The 24228-nt window shown below is 49.4% G+C and carries 19 protein-coding genes and 2 pseudogenes; 17 read left to right on the forward strand and 4 right to left on the reverse strand.

The window, feature by feature from the left end; translation table 11 throughout:
* Positions 1-135: 135 nt before the first annotated feature.
* Entirely contained in the window at positions 136-960 is an 825-nt protein-coding gene (locus DP091_RS14095) for a GNAT family N-acetyltransferase (RefSeq protein WP_113058893.1), read from the forward strand.
* 240 nt (positions 961-1200) lie between these two features.
* On the opposite strand, the gene DP091_RS14100 is transcribed toward DP091_RS14095, so the two are convergent.
* The 3 genes from DP091_RS14100 to DP091_RS14110 are packed head-to-tail and all read right to left on the reverse strand — an operon-like array spanning position 1201 to position 3610.
* Positions 1201-1932 carry an ABC transporter permease gene (locus tag DP091_RS14100; RefSeq protein WP_113058894.1) on the reverse strand — a complete coding sequence of 244 codons (732 nt, stop codon included), beginning with the start codon at positions 1930-1932 and terminating at the stop codon, positions 1201-1203.
* Between the two features lie 11 nt (positions 1933-1943).
* The gene (locus DP091_RS14105; protein WP_113058895.1) at positions 1944-2693 is read right to left on the reverse strand and encodes an ABC transporter permease; all 750 of its coding nucleotides are present in this window, start codon (positions 2691-2693) and stop codon (positions 1944-1946) included.
* Positions 2693-3610 carry an ABC transporter ATP-binding protein gene (locus tag DP091_RS14110; protein WP_113058965.1) on the reverse strand — a complete coding sequence of 306 codons (918 nt, stop codon included), beginning with the start codon at positions 3608-3610 and terminating at the stop codon, positions 2693-2695. Before DP091_RS14110 ends, DP091_RS14105 begins: the two co-directional genes overlap by 1 nt.
* A gap of 159 nt (positions 3611-3769) precedes the next feature.
* Here DP091_RS14110 and DP091_RS14115 point away from each other — a divergent pair, with 159 nt between their 5' ends.
* The 10 genes from DP091_RS14115 (at position 3770) to DP091_RS14165 (ending at position 16405) form a co-directional block, all read left to right on the forward strand.
* Complete coding sequence (locus DP091_RS14115; protein ID WP_113058896.1) at positions 3770-4483, forward strand: response regulator transcription factor; 714 nt, start codon at positions 3770-3772, stop codon at positions 4481-4483.
* On the forward strand, positions 4483-5859 hold the full coding sequence (locus tag DP091_RS14120; protein WP_113058897.1) for a sensor histidine kinase: 1377 nt from the start codon (positions 4483-4485) through the stop codon (positions 5857-5859). The genes DP091_RS14115 and DP091_RS14120 overlap by 1 nt, the downstream gene beginning before the upstream one ends.
* Positions 5860-6368: 509 nt before the next feature.
* A complete protein-coding gene (locus DP091_RS14130; protein WP_113058899.1) occupies positions 6369-7673 on the forward strand; it encodes an ABC transporter substrate-binding protein in 1305 nt (434 codons plus the stop codon).
* Positions 7674-7707: 34 nt separating this feature from the next.
* Positions 7708-9444 carry a sensor histidine kinase gene (locus tag DP091_RS14135; RefSeq protein ID WP_113058900.1) on the forward strand — a complete coding sequence of 579 codons (1737 nt, stop codon included), beginning with the start codon at positions 7708-7710 and terminating at the stop codon, positions 9442-9444.
* A complete protein-coding gene (locus DP091_RS14140) occupies positions 9419-11068 on the forward strand; it encodes a response regulator (RefSeq protein WP_258394516.1) in 1650 nt (549 codons plus the stop codon). Before DP091_RS14135 ends, DP091_RS14140 begins: the two co-directional genes overlap by 26 nt.
* A gap of 202 nt (positions 11069-11270) precedes the next feature.
* Positions 11271-12596, forward strand: coding sequence for an ABC transporter substrate-binding protein (locus DP091_RS14145; RefSeq protein WP_258394509.1), 1326 nt, complete (start codon positions 11271-11273; stop codon positions 12594-12596).
* Between the two features lie 107 nt (positions 12597-12703).
* Positions 12704-13627: a carbohydrate ABC transporter permease gene (locus DP091_RS14150; RefSeq protein WP_113058903.1), complete on the forward strand. Its 924-nt coding sequence runs from the start codon at positions 12704-12706 to the stop codon at positions 13625-13627.
* A gap of 12 nt (positions 13628-13639) precedes the next feature.
* Complete coding sequence (locus DP091_RS14155) at positions 13640-14467, forward strand: carbohydrate ABC transporter permease (RefSeq protein WP_113058904.1); 828 nt, start codon at positions 13640-13642, stop codon at positions 14465-14467.
* The gene (locus DP091_RS14160; RefSeq protein ID WP_113058905.1) at positions 14467-15435 is read left to right on the forward strand and encodes a phosphoglycerate dehydrogenase; all 969 of its coding nucleotides are present in this window, start codon (positions 14467-14469) and stop codon (positions 15433-15435) included. Before DP091_RS14155 ends, DP091_RS14160 begins: the two co-directional genes overlap by 1 nt.
* A 40-nt stretch (positions 15436-15475) precedes the next feature.
* Positions 15476-16405 (forward strand): dihydrodipicolinate synthase family protein, encoded by a 930-nt coding sequence (locus DP091_RS14165; protein WP_113058906.1) that lies wholly within the window; start codon positions 15476-15478, stop codon positions 16403-16405.
* A gap of 110 nt (positions 16406-16515) precedes the next feature.
* On the opposite strand, the gene DP091_RS14170 is transcribed toward DP091_RS14165, so the two are convergent.
* Positions 16516-17388, reverse strand: a complete 873-nt coding sequence (locus tag DP091_RS14170; RefSeq protein ID WP_113058907.1) for an AraC family transcriptional regulator — start codon at positions 17386-17388, stop codon at positions 16516-16518.
* A gap of 245 nt (positions 17389-17633) precedes the next feature.
* Between DP091_RS14170 and DP091_RS14175 the strand changes: the two genes are divergently transcribed.
* The 6 genes and pseudogenes from DP091_RS14175 to DP091_RS14200 all read left to right on the forward strand — a co-directional run bounded on the left by DP091_RS14175 (position 17634) and on the right by DP091_RS14200 (position 24094).
* Complete coding sequence (locus DP091_RS14175) at positions 17634-19004, forward strand: extracellular solute-binding protein (protein ID WP_113058908.1); 1371 nt, start codon at positions 17634-17636, stop codon at positions 19002-19004.
* A gap of 292 nt (positions 19005-19296) precedes the next feature.
* A complete protein-coding gene (locus DP091_RS14180) occupies positions 19297-21570 on the forward strand; it encodes an FIMAH domain-containing protein (protein WP_113058909.1) in 2274 nt (757 codons plus the stop codon).
* 19 nt (positions 21571-21589) lie between these two features.
* A pseudogene (locus tag DP091_RS14185) lies at positions 21590-21949 on the forward strand (short chain dehydrogenase); the annotation flags it as partial.
* Between the two features lie 398 nt (positions 21950-22347).
* On the forward strand, positions 22348-23217 hold the full coding sequence (locus DP091_RS14190) for a hypothetical protein (RefSeq protein WP_113058910.1): 870 nt from the start codon (positions 22348-22350) through the stop codon (positions 23215-23217).
* Positions 23218-23279: 62 nt separating this feature from the next.
* A pseudogene (locus tag DP091_RS14195) lies at positions 23280-23528 on the forward strand (alpha/beta hydrolase); the annotation flags it as partial.
* A 92-nt stretch (positions 23529-23620) separates the two neighbouring features.
* Positions 23621-24094, forward strand: coding sequence for a GlcG/HbpS family heme-binding protein (locus DP091_RS14200; RefSeq protein ID WP_113058911.1), 474 nt, complete (start codon positions 23621-23623; stop codon positions 24092-24094).
* The last annotated feature ends 134 nt before the right edge of the window (positions 24095-24228 follow it).

A 24228-nucleotide genomic window follows, 5' to 3' on the forward strand; every position in this document is an offset into this window, starting at 1 on the left:
TGGGCAGTCAGTCAACGTCCTCTCATCATGTAAGGATGATAAAGTAGAACTCAACAGACAAATATGTTGTCTCCCGGCTAGGGTATGAATATATCTAACTGAGTTTATTGATGCGGCAGTTAATAAGGAGGAAACATGTTAACGACTAAACAACTACAAGCAATTGAACAATTGCAAAAAGAGTGTGAAATTCATGATCATGTACAACTGAAGCTTAACTGGGACATGCTTAGAGAACGCAAAACGGAGCCGTTCGATTATTTTCATTATGATGCGAATGGCGAGCTTATGGCATTTTTAGGTCTGTATGCGTTTGGTTCTACTGTCGAGGTATGTGGCATGGTAAAGCCAAGTGAACGTCGAAAAGGGCATTTCGGGCGGTTGTTTCACCTGGCAATGGAACATGTAAAATCAAATGGATACAAGAAAATCTTGCTGAACGCGCCTGCAGGATCCGATGCGGCAGTATTCTTTTTGAATAAACAAGGTGCTGAATATGCATTCTCGGAGCATCAAATGGAATGGCGGCATACGCCTCTGGAGGAGACGGACGATATTCTTCTGAGACAGGCAACCGAAGAGGATTTCGAAATGAGCGTTCATTTGTCCGTAACGGCGTTCGGATTGGACGAAGATGACGCCAGAGCGATGGAAAACCACCGTTTTGCGGATCATACGGATATGCTCATGATTGACGTGAACGAAGAAACGGTTGGGAAACTTCGGGTGAGCCGTGAAGAGGGGCAGGCGTGGATTTATGGTTTCTCCATTTTGCCGGAATATCAGGGCAGAGGCATAGGCAGAAAAGCGCTTCGCCAAGTCGTTAAAAAGCAAAGCTCTGCCGGTTATACGGTACACTTAGAAGTCGAAACGAGAAACGATCACGCTTTGAGATTATATGAGTCGGTTGGATTTGAGGCAGTGCATGTACAAAATTATTATAAATATGAATGCAAATGACAAAATGATATTTGTGCAGAAAAGTCGCCATTAGGGCGACTTTTTTATTTTAACTGCCAAATCTTCAATTAAACGTATACTGTTGAAGTTCAGTGTGGCACGGATGTTTGCGGCCGGGACGGAATTTCGTCTGCCGTAACTTCTTCCCAGTAGGTTACTCCTCGAATGATAGAGACATACACCCCAGACTCAGATAAGCTCCGTTTGAAATCGTTTTGCTTAACCTTTTTCTTTATGAATTTAGGATGAAGCGATATCTTTATACTTCAAGCAACGGATGGACCATGCTCCGAATAGCAGAATAAAGGCGCTGTTCATGAACATAAAAACCAGGTTCTCCGCGGGGGTTAGTCCTTGTTGACTCAGGACGCCCATGCCTATGGTTAACAAGGAGTAGGGAAACAACAGGCCAAAGTTCAGTACATACAAGCCGAGTCCCAGAAAAACGGCGCAAAGGCTGATACCGATAGGCGTTGCGAAACTTCTGATCCTTATGGATAGCCCCAACTGCAGTGCCGCAATGGAAATGGAAGCGAACCATCCGCGAAGACTCCATACTACGGTTTCCATTGGGAATGCATCCGAAATGGAGAACAATCGGCCAGCTGTCCAGTACATGGACATAAAGAAGGCCTGAGCCGCGAGGATCAGCAGACTGACGGTAAACAATTTGGCAGCAAACAGGCTGGTGATGGGCATCGGGGAAGCAAGAACCATATTCCAGTTACGATTTGCGTGTTCCAATCTGCATACAAAGGCACAGCAGATGGCAATCAGAATGGGCAGGAAAAACTCTCCATAAAACAAACTGACTTGTGTCCACAGGCTGTACCACCCGTTCTGCAAGGCCGCTTGGTTGAAATAAAAGTTAAAGCATCCGATCAGCAGGCTGAATACGGGCAGTATCGCAAGTACCAGGCCGATGCGGGTATGTCGAAGTTTGAGCCATTCGGCGGAAATGCTCCTTAACATGGGATTCCTCCTTAGATCTCTTGTTTTGAAGCGTGAATGCTTCCTGCAAAATAGAAAATCGCTGCCAGAAGAAGGGAAGCAAATAGTAATCCGGCAGGCAGCATACCGGATCGATATGAACCTGAAGTGGAGCTGTACACATAGGTAACTGGACTTAGATCCATGTAGTAGGACCAAATCAACAGGTGACGAATGCCGGACGGAAACAGACCGGATGTCGTTCCGATAAAACCGCCCAACATGCCCAAACATAAGGAGAAAGCCTGATTCCGTACAATAAGGGACAACCATTGCTGGAGAGCGATGATGACAAACGTCGTTAACATCGTTCCAAGGGTAAATTGAACAAGCAGGAAAAGAGGTAAACTTCCTCCAATGCCTTTTGATATGCCGAATCCCACGATGAATACAGCCTGCGCTGCAATGCCGTATAGAATTAGGCTGTTGGCGCATATGTATTTTGCAGCGTAGATTTGATTTCGACCTATATGGGTTGTCATTAACATTTTCCATGTGTTACCTTTATGCTCCATATCGCAAATGCGGGAAACCACAATAGCTGAAATTATAGGTAGAAACAAACCGTTCATGGAAGAGATGCCGAATATCAAGGCTTCCCAACTCGCATTCGCTTCGCTCCTTGAGATCGAAATACTCATGGACATGGAGGCCCAAGCCATCTCTGCTGCAAGAAAGAGCGTGAGCATGACCCATATCCGTTTGCGGCGAATTTTGAAATACTCCAGGGACAGAGCTTTCATTACAGGCTACGCTCCCTTCCGGTCAAGTCAAGGAAAATGTCTTCCAGGCTTTTTTTATGCTCCTCTATTCGGATGACGGGAAGATCTTGCTCCACCATTACCCGATTTATACGTGAAACTTCCTCATCCGGGAGATGTGTAAACACAAGCTGTTCCCCCTGAATTTTGGGTGAATATCCTTGGGTTAGCAGAATCTTCTCCGCTCTTGTTGCGTCCGTTGTCTTGAAACGTATTGTCGCTTTGTTGCTGGCTTGGAGATTCTGCATCGTCCCCTGAAAAAGAAGCTTACCGTCATTGATAATGCCCACGGACGTAGCAATCTGTTCGATCTCGGACAATAGATGGCTCGACAACACCACGGTAATCCCGTAATGTCCGGGAAGGGATTTAATTAACTCACGGATTTCGCCGATCCCCGCCGGATCAAGGCCGTTCGTTGGCTCATCCAGAATCAGCAAGCTGGGAAAGGCGAGCAAAGCCATGGCAATGCCTAGCCGTTGTTTCATACCCAAAGAGTATTGGTCTGCCTTTTTATGCTTATGATTTTCGAGTCTTACAATTCGGAGTACCTCGTCAATATTTTTGTTCGGAACGCTGCGGAGGCGCTGCATGACCTTCAAATTCTCAAGTCCTGTCAGGTGGCCGTAATATGAAGGAGATTCGATCAGGGAACCGGTCTGGTTCAGAATGGACGGGCGATGATTGTCCAAGTCTTTGCCAAACACTTTGACCTTGCCTCCGGTAGGTTTAATGAGCCCGAGCAGCATCTTAAGCGTGGTTGTTTTGCCAGCTCCGTTCGGGCCCAGGAAGCCGAAGATTTGTCCGGGATGCACCGCAAGATTCACTTGGTTCACACGGTGTGTGCCATTGTATGTTTTGGACAGATTGTAGGTCTCCACGATGGGGGACGACGTAATTAACATGGATTTCAACTCCATTTCATAATAGTCTCTGTTGCTCACTATAGATCAGGATTCTTGCGCCTCGCTGAAGTTAACCTTACATTTACCTTAAATCAGATTAAGAAAATACCGTCTACAAGCATTCGTCATGTATACTAAATTGGGTGATGTACATTGGATTTGATGAAGAATAAAAAAATAATGATTGTTGACGACGAACCCGAAATAAGAGAGATGATCGAACGTTTCCTGCGAAGGGAAGGATTCTTCCGGATTTATACTGCCGGCAATTTCACGGACGCCCTGTCTGTATGCAGATCGGAAAAACCAGATGCCGCCATATTGGATATCATGCTGCCGGATGGAGACGGCTTTTCGCTGCTTTCATCCATCCGGTCGTTCACGGATATGCCTGTGCTGTTTCTGTCTGCACGGGGTGAAGATGAAGATCGGCTGCTCGGGCTGGGCCTGGGTGCAGATGATTATATGGTCAAACCCTTTTTGCCCAGGGAGCTCATTCTCCGACTGATGGCCATTCTGAAGCGGGTGTATGCCTCCAACATCGTAGAACGGTTGCCTGTATTCCGGTTGGGTGCTCTAACGGTTGATTTGGATAGCGCGGTCGTATTGGGGGAGCACAAAGAATTCCCGTTGACTGCCAAAGAGCACTCTATACTGATGAAGCTTTATGAGAATCAGGGCCGGATCGTAACCAGCGACGCTTTATGCCAAGCCGTATGGGGCGATGAGAGTTACGGTTATGAGAACACTTTGATGGTGCATGTTCGACGCATTCGGGAGAAAATTGAGGTAGACCCATCAAATCCGGTACATTTGTTAACCGTGCGCGGACTCGGCTATAAACTCATGACACAGGAGTCCCGATGATGGATGGCGTAATCCGGATATTAAGGCGGTTTGTCGGTTCGACGATTCTCGTTTCCTTTCTTTTGTTACTGTTCAATCTGGTATTACTCGGTTCATTGATATTCCAGGAAAAACACAAAGGGCTTTCCCCTGAAGCAACTGTACAGAAATTAGCCAATGAATTGGTTCTGCAGCAGGGAAACTATGCGCTTGGCGTTGAGGGGGTGGAGCTGCTGGATACACACCAAGCATGGGCCATGTTGATGGATCGGGAGGGGGAGGTACAGTGGAGCGAACGACTGCCAGCGGACATTCCAAGATCCTATGATGTAACGGACGTAGCCAAGTTCTCCCGCTACTATCTGATGGAATACCCCGTATACGTATGGGAACGAGAAGATGGATTGATGGTATTGGGCTATCCCAAAAACACATACGGGAAATACCAATTCGACTTCTTGATCGAGTGGCTAAGGTCTTTGCCTGTACGAATTTTGCTGGTACTGTTGTGCAATGCAGCCCTTGCCCTGCTGGTTTCCGTGTTAATCGGGACCCGGATCGTCCGGGGGATAAGACCGTTGATTCATGGCATCCATGCTCTTTCGAAGGAAGAGCCGGTCCAGGTGGATACCGGGGGGATATTCAATGATGTGTCCCAAAGTATCAATTCAACCTCAAAGATGCTCCAGGAGAAGAATGATGCACTCAAAGCGAGGGACGTTGCAAGATCGAATTGGATCGCAGGCATCTCCCATGATATCCGGACACCGCTGTCCATGATTCTGGGTTATGCGAGCGAGTTGGAGGACCAGCCGGAACTGTCTGCCGAGCATAAACAGCAGGCTGCAATCATCCGCCGCCAAGGGGAACGCTTGCGCTCCCTGGTGAGCGATCTGAATTTGGTATCGATGCTGGAATATGAAATGCAGCCATTACAGTTCAAGTCGATCCGTCTCTCCGCGTTGGCCAGGCAGGTCGTATCCGACTTTTTAAACAACGGCCTTGATGAGCGCTATGACATTTCTCTTCAGGAGATGGACGAGAGTCTGATCGTGAGTGGGGATGAACGGCTGCTGTATCGGGCGATAACGAACTTGGTACAGAACAGTATCAGGCATAATCCGGACGGATGTGAAATTGAAATGAAAACGGGTCCGGCAGACGGGATGTTCTACAGCTTTGTGGTATCGGATAACGGAAAAGGCATCCCGAAAGAAGAACTTAAATGCGTGATTTTGCTTCCCTATAGTTCTGGACGAACTCCCCCGGCCCGACAGGGACATGGACTGGGACTCCCCATGGTGGCGAGAATTGCCAAGGCTCATCAGGGAGAACTGATACTGGAGAGTGATCGAGGGAAAGGACTTACAGCTGTTGTAAAACTGCCGGCTTCTTAGATGGGGGATTAAGCCATGTTTCAAATGATTTTCATTATATTTATCATGACGGCGTTAGTTAGTATCGCTCATATTCTCTTTGATTTGGGATCCCAAAGTGGAGGATATAATTGGTTGGTAAAGGTTTCGAACCTTTTATTTTGGGCATCGTTGCTTCTATTAATTGTACGTAAAAAGAATAGAGACAAAGAATAGCTTTGGAGGAATTAAAGGATACCTTGTTATTAACGAAGAATAAAATGGGTCAAAGACGTTAAGAAGCCGCGACAATCGCGGTTTTTTTTTTATCATCAGCCGAGGAAGACAAGCGCGCGTACTTTCTTATCCGCTTAGTTGAGTATCTACATCTTTATGGATCTGGGCCATTATTCGCCAAGATGGGGGCCAATCTTCTGGCCGCTTTGCATGAAATGCTAAATAAGTGTACCAAATGTTAAATTTTTTCAGTGTCTTCTTCATTGTAAACGCTTTAATATCGATTTATGACCGACTGAACAGGAGGGGGAGTTATGAAGGTTGCAGGACGTTTCTGCAAGGTGTTATGGATCGTCGTCATGATGGTGTCGGCGGCTGGATGCATGGCGGGGAGGAACGGAGCCGACAGCAGAATGTCCGAATCGGAACGACCGTTTGACAACGTGCGGATTACCGCATATATGGCCAAAAACCCGGTTGCGGATATCCTTCGCGCCCATCTTCCCGAATTCGAGAAGGAGACGGGCATCAAGGTTGATTTTCAAGCGTTAACCAATGAACAGCTCAGCCAAAAGATGTTTGTGCAGATGACGGTAGGTAGCGAAAGTCCCGACGTGTTCATGATCCGGCCTTTGGAAGAGCTGAGTCTGTATGAGAACAATGGCTGGCTAACGCCCTTGGAATCGTATGCCGTATCGGATCCACGTTACGACTTTGCCGATTTTTCGTCAACGGCGTTGGAATCGGTAACGGTGGACGGAAAGCTGCTTGCCGTCCCTCTTTCAACCGAGCAGCAGATTTTATTTTATCGCAAGGATTTGCTGGAGAATAAAGAAATCGAAGTGCCGCAGACTTTGGACGAGCTGGAAGCGGCGGTCAGGCAGGTGCACGTTCCCGAGCGTGGCGTCTACGGATTTGTTGCAAGAGGGCAGCGAAGCGCTCTCGTCACCCAGCTCTCGTCCTTCGTTTACTCCGAAGGCGGAAATTTTACGAACGAAGATCAGGCGGTACTGAACTCAAAGGAAGCGGTCAAGGGAATAGAACGGTATGTAAGGCTGCTTGGAAAATATGGTCCACCTGATGCCCTGAACTACAGTTGGACTCAGTCTGCGGATTTGTTCGCTCAAGGAAAAGCGGCCTTTTTCACCGATGCCAGCGCGATCTACCCCATGCTCACGCAATCAGGATTGGCGAAGGAGAAGATTGGGTATGCGCTGTTTCCGGCAGGCGATGCGGGTCGTAAGCCGTATAGCACCACTGCATGGGCTATAGGCATCAATGCGAAATCGGCCCGCAAGGATGCGGCCTGGGCTTTCATCGAGTGGGCTTCGGGCCGGGACATGGTGCTGCAAGCCCAGAAGATCGGTAACCCGGGAGCCCGGGGCTCGCTGTGGCATGACAAGGAAGGCATCTCCGGCTTTCCGGAGGAGCTGATTCCGGTGATCAATGAATCCATCCCGATCGGAATGAGCTACGACCGTCCAAAAGTCATTCACGTGAAGGAAGCAAGGGACATTATCGGCGGCATCGTGGTGAAGGGACTCATCGGCGAAGATGTCGGAGTTGCTGCCGAGTCGGCAAACGTTCAATTGCAAGAACTGATCGACAGCGAGAAGTAGAGCGAATCGCTCTGACACGGGGGTATGTTTTTTGATGAAGCGGTTAAGAACAAGTACGTTTGCGAAGCTAACAACATTGCTGGCGGTCCTGGTTATTCCGATTATTTTGCTGTATGCCTACTCCCATCAGGTCAGCATCAACGTCGTTCGTTCAGCTGTGGAGGAGGGCCAGCGGAACCGACTGACGTTCTTCATGAGTCAGATGGACAACATGATCGATCAGCTTACCAAATATTCGGTGATTGCGAGCAATGATGACGGGATCAAGAGTTATCTGACGGAGTACTCACGGAGCACCCTCATGGAACGAATCGACAGCCAGCAGCGGATCACGGATATGTTGAATATGCAGATTGCAACTAGCAGCTGGGACAGCCAAATCCTAATGTACCTGATGCAGCATCAAGAATTGCTGACTACCGATTTGTCTGCAAGGTATGATGCCGAATACTTGGCTCATGCCCATGAGCAGAGCTGGTCTTATCATCGGGATTCGCGTGGACAATCTTTTTTCAGCTGGATGAGAACGTCCGCTTCATCGCAAGATCTGATCGTGGAGGTCCGTTTCACCGACCAGAATCTTGTCAATATGCTGAATCGGTTGAAGCAGGATGGGGATAGCGAGCCATTCCTGTATGCATCTGACGGAACCGTTATTACCAACAGCACATCGGTCGAGGAGACGATTCAAATGGCGGCCGGCATCCTGAACGAGATGCAGCTTGGGGAAGAGGGCAGCCGTATCGTGCAATCCGGGCAAGGCAAATATGTAATGAATTACGTTTTGTCCAGCAGTTTGGGTTGGTATCTGGTAGATTTCGTCCGCCTGGACAGCGTATATTCCCCGATTACCTTAAGCAGCACCCTCTTTTACATTTCCGTATCGCTCCTGCTTGTTCTCGTCTTACTGCTGACCTTATTGTTGTACCGCAATGTTCAGCGTCCGATTTCCCGCCTGCTTCATGCGGTGAGAAGGATCAGGGATGGTCAATATATGACACGCCTGAAGGATCCGCCGAAAAACGAATTCATGTATCTGTTTCACTCCTTCAATAATATGGCGGAACAAATCGAGGAGCTCATCGAACGGGTATACAAAGAGTCTTTGCGATCCAAGGAAGCTACGCTTAAGCAGCTCCAATCGCAAATCAACCCTCACTTCCTGTATAACTGCCTGTTCTACATCAAAAACATGGCAAATCTCGGTGAGAAGGAAGCTGTCGTGGCCATGGCCCTGAATTTGGGGGAGTATTACCGGTATACGACGAGATTAGAAAAGCCGACCGCGCCGCTTGAAGAGGAAGTGAAGCTGGTGGACAATTATTTAACGATTCAGATGCTGCGACTTCAGCGCCTGACCTTCGAGATCGAGTTTCCCGAACGTATGATGCAGCTCGAGATTCCGCGCTTACTGCTCCAGCCAATCGTGGAGAATGCCGTCATCCATGGCGTCGAGGATCAATTGGATTTCGCGATGATTCATATTTCCGGAGAAACCGAAGGGAGTCGATGCAGAATTAGAATTGACAACAACGGTCAGGGCATGGATGTCGGCATCATCGACAAGCTGAAGCGGCAGGTCGAGGAGCCCTTGAACGAAAGCGGGGGATTCGGTCTATGGAACATTCATCAGAGACTGATTACCCGGTACGGCAAACATGCGGGCTTGACCTTCTCGGAATCGCCGTCAGGGGGGCTTCGCGTAGAATTATGCTGGGAAGATCCAAGTAGGGCAAGGGGGGATGATGTTGTATACATTGCTGATCGTTGATGATGAAGCAAGCGTGGTAGAGGGGTTGGCGCATACGATACCTTGGCAGACAATCGGGATCGAAGGGGTGCACAAGGCATACTCCGCATTCGAAGCGCTGGAAATACTGCAGACGCAGCCGGTCGACATTATGATATCCGACATCACGATGCCACGGATGAACGGCCTCGAGCTTGTCGAAATCACGAGATCGAGATGGAAGAAGATCAAAACGATCCTGTTGTCCGGTTATGCCGAGTTTGCTTACGCGAAGGAAGCCATAACGCTTGGCACTTATGAGTACCTGCTTAAGCCTGTCAGCGACGAAGTCGTTCTTGAAAAAGTAGGCGGAGCTGTGGAATCGCTGCGGCAGGAGCGTGAGTCCAGCGAAGCCTACAACCGTGCGGTCCAGGCATTTCGGGCTAATCTGCCTCAGATTCGAGGCGAATTTCTGAATCAGCTGCTTCAAGGCATGAAATCACCAAAGAACGTTTGGGCCGAAAAACTGGAGCTGCTTGAAATGAAATCCGCCATCGGGAATCAAGCGGCTTTGATGCTCGTACGGATGGAGGACCGTCTGACGGAAATGAGTCCTTATGACTCCTCCATCATGGAGTACGCGATCGGTAACATGGCGGACGAGATCTTCGGGGAACGGTTTCGGTTGTGGCGATGCAGGGACATACACGGATATCTCGTCTTTTTTATTTTTGAAAACGATGATTCCGCGGATAGGATGCACGCCCATGAGCATGCGCAGGAAAATGAACTCAAGCATCTGGCGGCGCAGTTACAGATGAACGTCAGCCGTTACCTGAAAGGAACGATCTCCGTCCTGATAGGAAAACGAGGTTCCTTTCCGGAAGATGTCCGAAAGTTGTATCAGGACAGTCTTTTCGCTTTGCGCCGCCACATCGGCAGCCACAGCGATATGTTCGTTTACGCAGAAGATGTAGAGGAGCTTCATCCGGTCCGTTCCCTGCAAAAGTGTTATGAGCCTCCGCTGCTCCATCATCTGCTGGAATCCGGCAGTTGGAAGCAAGTCAAAGAGAAGCTTGAGCAGATCCTGAAGGAATTGTCGCTCGCGCACAGCCAATCGCAGGCGCATGTAATCGAGGCCTTTTTCTTTATATATTCCTCTCTAAGCACTTATGCGCACAAGAACGGACGCAGTCTGGCCGATATCGTCGGAGCGTCCCTTGCGGACGTAACGGGACTGTCGCAATGCACGACAGCGGCCACGCTCGGCAAATGGGTGGGCCAAGTGCTGCCTCTACTGGAGTCGAGCGCCGAACAGGCAACGAGCAGCGACCGGAGCGCTGCCGTGTCCCGGATGAAACGGTTCATACGGGACCATCTGTCTCAGGATATTTCCCTGCAAGCCATTGCGGATCATATGTATATGCATCCGGTTCACGTGTCCCGCCTCTTTAAAATGGAGACCGGATCGAACTTGAGTGATTATGTGCTCCGGCTAAAGATGGAGCAAGCAGCTGAGCTGCTGGCCGATCACTCCTTGAAGAACTTCGAAGTTGCCCTGAAGCTGGGATACCACAACCCGAACTATTTTATTCGGGTGTTCAAAAAGTATTATTCCGTGACGCCCCAAGAATACCGAAACAGCTTGGAAGCCGGAAAGCCCTAATAAAGACTGTATACCGTCCGTTTCCAGCCATGCGTTTGCGCTGGAAGCGGACCTTTTTGTCTTATTCGGCCGCTGTTTTCGATTGGGCCATCATGTTAAGTAAGGAGAGCGGATGTTAAGCCTATATCATTTAACCCTGTTTATGAAGCCCTTACAATGAATGGTGTAAGGACATTCCACTATATGCTGAGGGGTGAACATGATGATGAGGAAGAAAAACTCCATACGATGGGTAACGGCAGCTTTAGCTATGATATTGATGGCAGGATGCAGTGTAGGGGGAACGGGAGGCAGCGGATCAGGGAATGCCGATCCCGGGAAGGAAACAATTACATTTTGGATGAAGAAGCAAATGTTCGAAGAGCAAAACCAGATGATCCAAGAGAGGGCAAAGCAGTTCGGGGAAGAGCATGACGTGAATGTCAACGTGGAGTTTATCGCGTACGAGGACTTTTATCCGAAGTGGTCGGCAGCCATCGAGTCGGGTACAACGCCGGACGTCTCCTTCTTCGGCTACCAGGAAGTCGGACAATTCTACGCCAAGGACGTTCTCGAGGATGTTACCGACGTTGTGGATAGGGTGGAGAACACCAACGGGGAAATACAGGACAGCTTGAAAACCTCCGTAACGTTCGAAGACAAGCTATATGGGGTGCCGTTCTGGACCGAGTCCACGGCTTTATATTACCGCAAGGACATGCTTCAGGCTGCCGGGTACAGCGAGCCGCCTGGAACCTGGGAGGAGTTCCGTGAAATGGCGAAGGCACTCACGGATTCTTCCAAAGGGATATACGGTGCAGGGCTCGGTTACGGGAAAGGCAATTCGGATGCCGAATGGCTGACCCGGGCGATCATCTGGTCCTACGGAGGTTCTCTCGATACCGAGGATGGCAAGAGCGTGGCGGTGAAGTCGCCCGAAACACTTCAGGCGATTCAGCTGATCAGGGACATTTTCATCGAAGATAAGGTTACGCCTCCAAGCTCCATCGGATGGGATGACAGCGGCAACAACAAATCGTATTTAAGCGGCCAGTCGGCCATGATCTTCAACGTTGGCAGCTTGGCTGCGACGATCAAGAATGATAATCCCGAATTGTACGAGAACACGGGGATTGCCATGCTGCCTGCAGGACCGAAGGGAGCGGTAGTGCCTGGCATTAGCAACAATCTGGGCATATTCAAGACATCCCCGAACAAGGAGCTCGCCAAATCCTTCATCGAATATATGACGGACAAAACGTGGTACGGCCAGTGGGTGCAGAACGGGGCTCCATTGACCGGTCCGATCTACACGGATCTGGCAAAGGAATCCGTGTGGCAGGAGGAGAAGAACAAGGGATTCGTCGACTCTATCGCACATTTCGCTTTCCTTGGATACCCAGGGGAGTATAATCCGAAGGCTGGAGAGATTTATAATCTTCGATATGTCAACGACGTCTTCCAAAAAATGCTGCTGGATTCAGGATTCACGGCTCAGCAAGCAGTGGACGATTTACAGAGTAAGATCGAGGCGGTATACGCGAAGTAGGGTTATGACTTAGCCGCGCATCAGGTTACCGCAGTCCGAATACAAGGCATCGATGCAAGGTCCGTGGCTGCGGACGATCCTGAAGCGACAGAAAGAAGGTGCTCTCAATGAAAAGCTTGGAAGTCCAAACAACACCGGGGAAGATTCCGCCGAGGCGGAAACGAGGCGATACAAGCAGCAGGCTGGCCTACCTCCTTATGAGTCCGGTGCTAATTTATTTGCTGGCTGTTATGGCGCTCCCTTTTTGCTGGGCGGTCTATCTTAGCTTGACGAATAAAGTGGTCGGCGTTCCCGAAACATTCATCGGGCTGCGGAACTATGTGGAGTTGTTTACCGATTCCGTGTTTTGGAAGGCGGTATGGAACACGGCTGTCTTTACGATGGTGGCGGTTATTCTGAAAGCGGTGTTCGGGATGATTATGGCGCTCGTGCTCAACGAGAATATCGTTGCCCGAAACTTTTTTAGGGTGATGCTGTTTCTTCCATGGACCATTCCGACCATTGTTTCCGTATTTACCTGGCAGTGGATTTATTCCGACGTCGGAGGTGTGCTGAATGCCATTCTCCTCAAAACAGGGCTCATCGACAGTCCCGTCGGCTGGCTGGCCACACCGGACCTGGCCATGTTCTCCGTCATTCTCGTCAACGTGTGGCGCGGCATTCCGTTCATGGGCATTGCCATTCTGGCCGGCCTGCAGACGGTGTCCAGAGAGATGTATGAAGCCGCCATGCTGGATGGAGCGGGAGCAGTCAAGCGGTTTTTCTACATGACGCTCCCCTCGGTAAAAGAAGTGACCATTCTATCTTCCGTCATCACCACCATCTGGACGCTGAACGACTTCGAGATCATCTGGCTTCTGACACGCGGCGGCCCGGACAACGGCACGCAGGTGCTGTCCACGCTTAGCTATACCGTCGGCTTTCTGAACATGAGTCTCGGTAAAGCCATTGCGATATCCCTCATTACGCTGCCGCCGCTGATCATGCTGATCCATTATGTGACCAAGCGTTCGCTAGCGTCCGACAAGTAAGGAGTGATCTTGATGAAGAATTCGCTCGGCAAACAAATTACGGTATACTCGACGCTCGCGCTGCTGCTAATATTCGCGCTCTTTCCCTTATATTGGATGGTGATTACCTCCTTCAAATCCAACGGGGAGATCTATTCCATGACGCCTTCGTTTTGGCCGAAGGAATTTCTCGGCACTGCCTACGATAAGCTGATCAACGAAAAGGGCTTCATGACGAATATCAAAAACAGCTTGTTCGTCTCATTGATCGTATCCTTGTTCTCGATCACGGTCAGCATGCTGGCAGCGTATGCGATCTCCAAGCTCAAGTTTAGGGGGAGAAGCTTCATCTCTAAGAGCATTCTCTATGCATACTTGATGCCGAGAGCCGTTCTGTTTATCCCGCTGTACATGCTGGTGACGGCAATCGGCATTAACAATTCCATTTACGGCCTCATGCTGATTTATCCGACGATCACGATTCCGTATGCTACGTGGATGCTCATTTCCTATTTCAAATCCATCCCGGATGAAATCGAGGAAGCGGCCATGATCGATGGATGTTCGCGAATCCGTACGATGACCCACATCATTTTTCCATTATCGGCGCCAGGCATTGCGGCTACCTTCATTTTTTCGTTCACGTTATGCTGGAGCGAATACTTGTACGCTTTGGTCGTTGTCACTAAAGGCGCAGACAAGACGATCACGCTGGGGCTGTCGGATATGATCGTCGGCGACGTATTCGCATGGGGACCCCTGATGGGCGGCTCCATCATTGCATCGATTCCGGTCATCGTGATGTATCTGTTCACATCGAAATATATGGTAAGCGGAATGACGGTAGGAGGAGTTAAATAATGAAGGCGAAAAAGGTATTAGTAACGGCTACGAATTATTCCAAACTGTGTGCGGATGCGAAACGGCTGCTCGAGAGCCATGGATGCGAGATTATCGAGAATCATTTCGGACGTCCGCTGACGTTCGAGGAGCTGAAGGAAGTGGTAGGATCGGTCGACGGCGTCATTGCCGGCGTGGACACTTGGAATGAGGCGGTATTCAAGCTTGCGCCGCAGCTTCAAGGCATTGCCCGTTTCGGCGTCGGCGTGGACAATATCGATTTGGAGGCTGCAAGGAAATATGGAATACAAGTGACCAATGTACCAAGGGGCAATGCCAATGCAGTGGCCGAGCTTACGATCGGATTGATGATCTCGGTCCGACGACACATTCCGGCACTGGATCGATCGACGAAGAACGGCGGCTGGGAACGCTTTGTCGGCTCCGAGCTTGCCGGGGGAACGATAGGCCTTCTAGGGTTCGGTAATATCGCCCAGCTCACCGCGAAGAAGTTGAAGGGCTTTGATGTGGAGATTATCGCTTATGATAAATATCCAGATAAAGCCAAAGCATCCGAATACGGCGTTACATTGACAACCTTCGAGCATGTGCTGGCGCATAGCGACATCGTCAGCATGCATCTACCTAGCCTGCTAGAGACGCACCATATTATGAATGACAAGGCTTTTGAGAGGATGAAATCATCCGCCATTTTCATAAACACCGCGAGAGGAGCCGTCGTGGATGAACAGGCGCTGTCGCGGGCGCTGTCTTCCGGAGTTATCGCTGGAGCGGCAATCGATGTCTACGAGTTCGAGCCCGTATCCGCCGACCATCCGATTCTGCAGATCGGAAACCTGATTACGACACCGCACACCGCAGCCGAAACTTTCGAGACGTATACGCGGGTCAGCATGATAACCGCTCAGGCATTGCTGGATATATTCGAAGGAAGGGAACCGCAAAATATACTCACAGCAAAAGAATAATGTTCAACCATTGATACGAACCACTTGGGAGGGGACGCATATGTATCAGATCATTACCGACGGCAACTGGCCGGTTATGCTAACGCCGTTTACGGAGCAGAACGAAGTGGATTACGAGGCCTTAGAGCGGCTTATCGACTGGTATATCGAGCGGGGGGCCGACGGCCTGTTTGCCGTATGTCAATCCAGCGAAATGTATACATTGACCCTGGAGGAGCGCGTATTGATCGCCGCCTTCGTCAAAGCGAAGGCGGCCGGCAGGGTACCGGTCATTGCATCGGGTCATGTATCGGATGCGTTTGATGATCAAGTAGCGGAGCTGAACGCAATCGCGGAAACCGGCGTCGACGCCGTGGTCCTAATCACGAACCGGCTCGCCGCGGCTGAGGAATCCGATGATGTGTGGCTGGCGAATCTCAATAAGCTGCTCGAGCGCATTCCGGAACACGTACCTCTCGGATTGTATGAGTGTCCAGCCCCGTATAGGCGCCTTCTGACACCCGAAATGCTGAAGACATGCTCGGATACCGGACGCTTTCGGTTTATCAAGGACGTGAGCTGCGACCTGCAGCTGATCGGGGATAAACTCGAGGCGGTCCAGGGCGGGAGTCTGAAAATCTTCAACGCCAACACGGCTACGCTCCTGGACAGCTACCGGATCGGCGCTTTCGGCTTCAGCGGCGTGATGGCCAACTTCCACCCTGAGTTGTATACGTGGCTGTTCCGAAATTGGGAAAGTCAACCGGAAGCGGCAGGGGAACTGTCCGATTTTCTAAGTGTGTCGTCATTTCTTGAAAGGCAGCTCTACCCGGTGAACGCCAAGTATTATCTCATGCTGGAGGGCGTACTGACGAACTATCGCTGCCGTTCGAAAAATCATGAGGAGTTCAGTGCCACCAACCGATTGGAGGTCGAGCAATTGTACCGGGTGTCCAAACAATATGCCCGGAAGTATCCCGTTTTCACTTAACGATGAAGAGTTAGAGTCGCCTATCATGGCGGCTTTTTTACAGGCGCTCAATCACGCAGTGAATGATGAAAGCAGCACGAGTGATTGACCCTCGTGCTGCTTTTCTCCTTCTAAACCCCTGCTTTCTTAACGACAGGGATCCAAACCTCCATTTCATACATGCTATTGCCTCTATCGTACGTCATTTCAAACTCAGGCCCATTTGCCGGTTCGTAATGGCAGGTTGGAAACCACTCTGCCCAAATGCGCTTCCACAATGCATGGATCCCGCTTTGCCCGTCGGGATAAAGGCCGGTTGAGAATATCGCGTAGGTTTGAGGTGGGATAGATAGCCTTTCAAACCCTTCCGGTATGCCACTCTGGGGTATAAAGTAACCGATCATGTAGGAAAATTCTCCACCTTCCTTGTTGTATAATACCCCATGAATCTGACCATTTTCCCCCAGCCCCGCAGCTGTACGGATTCGATCAACGGTGCCGTCGGATATACACTTCGTCCAAAAAGCAGGTATATCAACAAAAGGATGATCGCCATCGCTATTCACCAAGGTTGATACGCCGAACATCTCAAAAGCCTGTTTTTCCTCTATTCTGTAATTCATCTCAACATCTCCTCGAATCGAAATGTGAAAGGATAACCGAGGATAGGCCTTCAGGGTAACCCCTTTGTCGCGCGCTGACATTGGCATCACACCGTGCATTTTTTTAAACGCTCTGGAAAATGCCTCAGGCGATTCGTAACCATACTTTAAAGCAATATCGATGACCTTTGTGCGGCTCTGCTGCAGTTCAAATGCGGCAAGGGTCAGCCGCCTGCGCCTAATATACTCTGAAAGCGTCACATTCGTTATGAACGGAAACATTCGCTGAAAATGGTATGTTGAGCAGCAGGCAATTCTAGCCACGATATCGTAATCAATCGTATCGGACAGGTGTCTTTCTACATATTCCATAACGTTGTTCATACGATCCAGCCAATCCATACAGACCATCCTTTCAAGTTTGAGTATAGCGGATGGTAACCCATGAAACCTTGCAATCCTTGCACCGAAATATCATGTTCGAGAGGATATGGATAAATCCTTTTTTTGCTGATATTAATTCAACGATGATTTGCTCAGATACCGTTTCCATGGGATTTCATTTTGCCAAACGAACGGTAGAGTGAGTATACTATAAGAATGGATTGATGTAGTAAACCAGATATGGTAAATAAAGGTGGACACATATGGCTAAATCCGACCGGTATACTTTTCAAAATAAAATGAAGCGTATGGTGACCGACCTGCGCCAAAAAATTAAAGGCGGTATTTACGCTCAGGGCGATTATCTTCCGTCGGAAATATCTTTGATTGAGCTGTACGGTCTAAGCAAAAATTCAGTCCGGCAAGCGCTGGACCAGCTGGTCCAGGAAGGGGTGATCGTTAAAGTGCCCCGTGTGGGCACCCAAGTGGTTGCCTCTACCGGACAAGTCCGTAAGATTCGTTTCGGTATGTATCCATCTCTATATGCAGAGGCGGAAATGGAAGCCTTGCTTTCCCTATTTCAGGAGCGGCACCCGGATATTTTAGTGGAAATCGTGGACTTGCCCTATGAACATGCGGAAAGCATCGCGAACCTGATGCGGCTTGGTATTGTGGACGTGCTGTCCGTCAACATCCAGGATATGATGCACTTTCAGGAGAGCGGACATACCGGTCTGTTTCTTCCGCAGCAGCCCTATGCGTCAACCTACACTTTTTTGCATGCTCCCTTCGTGGATGCTGAAGGCCGGCTGGCGGCACAGCCGTTCATTCATTCTCCTGTGATTTTGGCTTACAACAAAGAGCATCTTCGGGAAAAACGCCAGTTTGAGCCGGACAGTGGTTGGAGCTGGGACGATCTTCAGCGAATGCTGCAGGAGTTGAAAAGCCCCGGACGTTACAGTCTGGCCCTGCAATTGTATTCGCTGAACCGATGGCCCATCTTCCTCATGCAGAGTAGAGGCGATATGGAGATTGATTCGTCTTGGAGCCGGGCGATTGAGGGTCTGTCCTGGCTCCGCGGGCTGATTCATGAAGACGGCATGTTCCCGTTAGCGCTGGCTCAAGGTGCTTTTGAAGCGGAGAATCTGTTCCGCGAGCAGAAGGTCTCCGTCATTCTGACGACGTATTATCTGCTCAACCAGCTGAAGGGGGCGTCCTTTACTTATGACGTGGCGCCTTTGCCGCGTTTTGATAATGGGGCAACTTTGCTATTGGGCACCGGGATCGGGGTAAGCGCCCACTCCAAAGAGCGGGTTCTGGCCCAAAGCTTTGCTGATTTTCTGGCCTCCGACGAGGTGCAGGAATACATCCGCAGGCATTCGTACAGCCTACCGGCAAACCGCTATATTACCGAGAATGTGGATCCGGAGCTGGAGGGACGGCCATCCCGTCTCAACCTGCACCGTGAAATGGCTCATCTATTCAAGACCTGCAAAGATATACCACTAAGCCTGGATGAGATGCTGTTGTTCCGTGACCAGTTGAAGCAATACTTCTCTTATCTGATCGATGAGGAAGAGCTGATGTCCGTGCTTGAAGTAAAAACCAGAGACAAATGGATTCATAAGCTGTGACCACCTTGGTCACGGCTTTTTTTATAAAATCATACAAGTTTTAGCGATGCTGAACGATTCTATTATTTTTAAGATAATGACCAGATAAGAACCAATTGACACTATAGAGGGGATATGCTAAATTCTTTGCAAATATATGAACTACATAGGTACCAGAACATCATGGTGTACCCATTCATAAACGGGGAGGGATGCCGCGATCCTTACTTGGTAAAACGATCAATTATATCGCTGCAGGTCGGAAAGTTGTTTTGTCTACAGTACATTCCATTATAGAAATGAGGATGAATTAATGAACGTAACCCACAGCAAGCCTCACGTGAAGAAGGGACTCCATCGCCTGTGCCTTGCGATTTGTGTCACGTTACTGACGGCGGTTTTCTTTCCGGCAAGCGCTTCAGCAGACATTGTAAAAAAGTACAGTCATCCTATCGATTTGGGATCTCCGATGCAAAGCGTTGCGATTTATGACGGGGCATTTGGAATTCAGGACGGGCGCGAGGTTATGTATACAACGGTATCCGGCAAGCCGGCTATCTTTCATGTCATTGATCTGAAAACCAAAGAAGTGCTGAGCACGCACCCGTTAACAGGATCCGAAAGCTCTTGGACGCATATAACGGCCCCTGACGGGACGGTGTATATCGGGGGGAACGGCACACTGTACTCCTACTCTCCGGTGACTAAACAATTGACAGTTCTGGGCGGCATCGGTGAGCAGGTCGTATATGGCTTGTCTCACGATGAGGAGGGCCGGGTCTACTTCGGTTCTTATCCCAATGCGAAAGCGGGCCGCTATGATCCTTCTACAGGGGAAATGAAGGACTACGGCATCGTAGGCACGGGCCAAAGCTACAGCCGCTCCACTGCGTATCATGACGGATATCTGTATGTCGGCATCGGGATAGAAGGGAGCATTGTGAAGGTCAATGTGGAATCTGGCGAGAAGCAGACCATCCACCTTCCGAGCTACAACGGAGCGGTTGACATCGGCATGGTGAACCAGCTGGATGTCGCGGGCAAATATTTGGTTGCGGGCATCAGCAAAGGAAACAACGCGCTTCTGTTTTATGATCTGGAGCTGCAGCAGTGGAGCGAGACATACCACTTGAACAATAAAGGCATTCGTCTCTCTCACGGACCAGATGGCAGCAATAAAATCTATTTCGTGCAGAATAACCATCTGATGGAAGTGGATCTGAATACCCTTGCTGCCGTTGACACTGGTGTGGTGTACGGAACGTTTCTGCGTAATACGGCCTGGGTGGAGGTTCCGAACGATCCGGATCTGCCAGGTGTTTCTCTTGCAACCGTTCAATTCGGCGGCAGCGTAGCCTTCATGAATCTTACAACCAAGCAGGTCAAGGCGATTCCATATCCGGTGAAGGGCAACCCGATTCCTGTCCAGACGATGGAGAACGGTCCGGATGGACGTCTGTTCATTAGCGGATACCCCGGCGGAACTGGGTCTGCGTATTCGATTGAGACCGGTACCTACGAGACCTTCCCTATGGGTCAGTCGGAAGGGATGGTGTCCATGAACGGCAAGATGTATATGGGCGTTTATCCTGGCGCGGATATCTTTGAATACAATGCGGGTAATCCGACGCAGCGCAAGAGTCTGTTCAAAATTACCGGGCAGGACCGTCCGTTCATCATGAGAGCTGCGGAGGGCAAGCTGTTTATCGGTACCATTCCGGATTACGGCAAACTCGGCGGATCCCTGACCATTTATGATCCGGCCAATGGCAGCAATTATACCGAATACAAGAACGTCATCAACAATCAGTCGATTGTCGGCATTGCGATGAAAGACGGCAAGGTTTACGGTTCCACTACCGTTGCAGGCGGTTTGGGCATCACTCCTTCAGAACCGGCGGCCAAATTGTTTATCTGGGACATCGCGACCGGTAAAGTGGAGAAGGAATGGGTACCTTCCATTGAAGGCGCTTCTCCTACGCCCCATATCATTAGCGGTACCAGTTTTGGTCCGGACGGTCTGCTGTGGGCGGCTTTTGACGGAACGTTATTCGCTGTGGATCCGAACACCCAGGAAATTGTGAAAAGCAAAACGATTTACGAAGGTGTTGAGAAATACGGCAATTGGCGTCCGGTCTATATTCGCTGGAGCGCGGACGGCCTCATGTATCTGACGCTTGCCGGTCATGTCACCGTGGTCGATCCGGAAACGATGGAGTACAAGACGCTGGCGGAATCCCAACACGTGAATTTAGGACATGACGGCAACATTTATTACACGAACGATACGCAGCTGATGAAGATTGAAGTGTCTGATGCGGTGACACCGGATAAGCTGGGCTCCCTGATGGACGATATTCAGTCCTGGAAGTCGCAGGGGGATATCAGCCATCCGCTTAGTCAGCAGATCGGCAATGCGCTGAAGCAAGCGGAGCTGAAGCAGAAGCAGGGCAAGAATGATCAGGCCGTAAAGCATCTGAACGATGCACTTAAACATCTGAATAAAGCCAAGGCGGAAAGTATTACGGAAGAGAAACGTTTGGAAGTGGAGCAGCGCATACAAGCGGTCATTGGTGAATGGTCCTGATTTTGGCACGTATAAAAGTCTAGGAATTGAAAGTAAACTGAAAGGACAAATCAATTTAGTCCTGTTGGGAATGAACTATGTTAATGACAGGGGAAGCTTTACTTTAACAACGGGTATCATGATGGATGACCCAATTCCTCTAGGTGCATCGGCAGCCATGGCAAATGGCGGTGTTAAAGCGTTCGTGAAGTCCGCCTCGATTGAAATGCCTAGGGGAATCCGTATCAATAGTGTAAGCCCGAATATCTTACAAGAATCACTGGGAAAATATGGCGAGTTTTTTCCGGGCTTTGAAGCTGTTCCTGCTAGTCGCGTAGCCCTTGCTTTCAAAAAAAGCGTAGAAGGAGCTCAAACTGGACAAAATTATGAAGTCTATTAATTAAATCTTCTTTTGTGAATTTTTGGTCGGGGATGAGTATATGCAGTCATCGAAAGTCGCGGAAATCGCGGCTTTTTTTGTATTGACGATGCCGAAAATCATGGAAGACCATGACTTCATGTTCTAAGCTCAAACCAGCCAGTCACTACCAAATGACCCAAAAGTCCCTCTTGCTGAGCCTACAAAAGAATCAAAGTTTGGGCTATTTAGTATGACTCACCAAAGCACACCTTTCGGACGAGCTCCGTCAAAACTTTATAGACGAAAAGCATCATTTTTCCGGGAAGTTTAATGAAATGGGTGTACGCTGCGTGTTGGATATAATACGATCAGACAAAGTATTTTTATTCATTACTACGAATGAATTCGAAACACGAATATAAACGGAGGGAAACACTGTGAAATTATTAGGGACCATTATGATTGTAGTGGGGAGCTTCTTCTTGCTCGGCATAGGATGCACGGATCAGGAACAGGGAGTGGCAACGAAGCTTGGACAATCAGAACAGAAAGGCGACGATATACGCGTTCCGCACAACGAGCGGCTTCATTTGTCCACCGACAAGAAGTGGATCGAGGAAGAAGGGCATCAGTCTGATCTGATTCGATTGCAATGGACGGCGGAAAGGGCCAAGCCGGCGATTGTCTGGGTTGACGAGAATGGCAAGGACAAGACGGCGATCATTTCCCATGATAAGGCAAACAATCCGGAGCAGCAGGATCATAAGCATATCTCGTTCGAGACGACCATGTCCCCGACAGGTCAATACCCTAACCAGTTGTTTACCCGGTTTGAAATTCCGTTCGACACCGATATAAGCGAGATCCGTACTCATTCGTCCAATTTCAATGTAATGAGCGGTATATTGCGGGTAGCGGGCGAAAGCGGAACGAACCGGGACATCCAGTTAAGTGCAGTCGGCAAGGATAATGAGACGACACCCAGATGGGCCGTCCGGGCCGACAGCTTAGAGGAAGCGGGCGACAATACGGGAGCCAACCTGCAGTTCGTCCGTTATGGAGATGACGGAAAAGTGCTCGATTCTCCGCTCACCTTGCAGCGCAGCGACGGTAATATCGGGATCGGCACGAGCGAACCCGATACCAAGCTCGATGTAAACGGGGATATGCTGCGTCTTCGTGAAAAGTACACACCCGCTTCGTCCACTGCTGCCTGCAGCCAGGGACAGATCTCTTGGGACGACCAATATGTATATGTTTGCGTTGCTCAAAACCATTGGAAAAGGACCGAACTTTCCTCCTGGTAGTTGCTACGCCGCCGATCTGTATCCAGATCAGCGGCTTTTTTTGTGGAAGCTTTGTTCGAATTTCTCAAAAGGTTTTGTTCCAGGAAGTTATAGAACATCCGTTGCCAACGCTTGTAACGAAACTTGAAATACCGTGCTACTTTATCATGGGCGATTATGACTATATGACGTCCTCCCATGCAGCAAAAGAATTATTCGATAGGCTTGAAGCCGATCAGAAGGAGTTTATCGCGTTTGATCAATCTGCGCATTATCCGCAATTTGAAGAGAAGGAAAAATTTTTTGAATGGTTGTCCGAGACATTTCTTTAGCATGCATTCCGCAAGTATTGGAATTGGGCAATTCACCTATATAGGCAATGGAAATATAATGTAGTATTTCTTTTATGCAAAGGAGAGCTACCATGTACCAACTCACTTTAACTGCGGCAAAGAAGTTATTGGAAACTGCTGAACATCAGGCTCGACAAATGGGTCTGAATTCTGATGTAGCGATCGTCGATGAAGGGGGGAACCTCATTGCCTTTCACCGAATGGACAATGCCAGAATAGCAGGTATCGATATTGCCATCGGCAAGGCTTGGACCAGCGTAGCAATGCAAATGCCGACAGCGAATTTAGCGCAATCCGCGCTTCCGGGCGGGGCTACATTTGGCATTAATACGACGAATCAGGGGAGAATCGTGATCCTTGGCGGCGGAATCCCCCTGGTTCATGAAGGAAGGGTTGTCGGTGGCATTGGCGTTAGCGGAGGAACAAGCGCACAAGATATTGACGTTGCCAATGCAGCAGTACAAGCGTTTGAAAGTATGAGACGTAATAATATTCAGTATGCAAACGCACGAATTGGCACGGTACAACAGTCGTTTACTTATTAAGTTGGCTCTCATGCATCGATTGTAAGGGCAGGCTGCTTCTTTGCAAGAAGCGGCCTGCCTGTTTTCTATCTAATAGCGAATATTAGCCTCACGGTATGATAGTCGGAATAGAAAGGTCAATGGGCTGCATATGT

The organism is Paenibacillus sp. MDMC362, assembly GCF_003269305.1.
GTDB lineage: Bacteria > Bacillota > Bacilli > Paenibacillales > Paenibacillaceae > Paenibacillus_AQ.

Excerpts from the sequence above, each read along its gene's own strand:
- DP091_RS14095 (WP_113058893.1), top strand. The coding sequence starts at position 136 with ATGTTAACGACTAAACAACTACAAGCAATTGAACAATTGCAAAAAGAG.
- DP091_RS14100 (WP_113058894.1), bottom strand. The coding sequence starts at position 1,932 with ATGTTAAGGAGCATTTCCGCCGAATGGCTCAAACTTCGACATACCCGC.
- DP091_RS14105 (WP_113058895.1), bottom strand. The coding sequence starts at position 2,693 with ATGAAAGCTCTGTCCCTGGAGTATTTCAAAATTCGCCGCAAACGGATA.
- DP091_RS14120 (WP_113058897.1), top strand. The coding sequence starts at position 4,483 with ATGGATGGCGTAATCCGGATATTAAGGCGGTTTGTCGGTTCGACGATT.
- DP091_RS14130 (WP_113058899.1), top strand. The coding sequence starts at position 6,369 with ATGAAGGTTGCAGGACGTTTCTGCAAGGTGTTATGGATCGTCGTCATG.
- DP091_RS14135 (WP_113058900.1), top strand. The coding sequence starts at position 7,708 with ATGAAGCGGTTAAGAACAAGTACGTTTGCGAAGCTAACAACATTGCTG.
- DP091_RS14140 (WP_258394516.1), top strand. The coding sequence starts at position 9,419 with ATGTTGTATACATTGCTGATCGTTGATGATGAAGCAAGCGTGGTAGAG.
- DP091_RS14145 (WP_258394509.1), top strand. The coding sequence starts at position 11,271 with ATGATGAGGAAGAAAAACTCCATACGATGGGTAACGGCAGCTTTAGCT.
- DP091_RS14150 (WP_113058903.1), top strand. The coding sequence starts at position 12,704 with ATGAAAAGCTTGGAAGTCCAAACAACACCGGGGAAGATTCCGCCGAGG.
- DP091_RS14155 (WP_113058904.1), top strand. The coding sequence starts at position 13,640 with ATGAAGAATTCGCTCGGCAAACAAATTACGGTATACTCGACGCTCGCG.
- DP091_RS14160 (WP_113058905.1), top strand. The coding sequence starts at position 14,467 with ATGAAGGCGAAAAAGGTATTAGTAACGGCTACGAATTATTCCAAACTG.
- DP091_RS14165 (WP_113058906.1), top strand. The coding sequence starts at position 15,476 with ATGTATCAGATCATTACCGACGGCAACTGGCCGGTTATGCTAACGCCG.
- DP091_RS14170 (WP_113058907.1), bottom strand. The coding sequence starts at position 17,388 with ATGGATTGGCTGGATCGTATGAACAACGTTATGGAATATGTAGAAAGA.
- DP091_RS14175 (WP_113058908.1), top strand. The coding sequence starts at position 17,634 with ATGGCTAAATCCGACCGGTATACTTTTCAAAATAAAATGAAGCGTATG.
- DP091_RS14180 (WP_113058909.1), top strand. The coding sequence starts at position 19,297 with ATGAACGTAACCCACAGCAAGCCTCACGTGAAGAAGGGACTCCATCGC.
- DP091_RS14200 (WP_113058911.1), top strand. The coding sequence starts at position 23,621 with ATGTACCAACTCACTTTAACTGCGGCAAAGAAGTTATTGGAAACTGCT.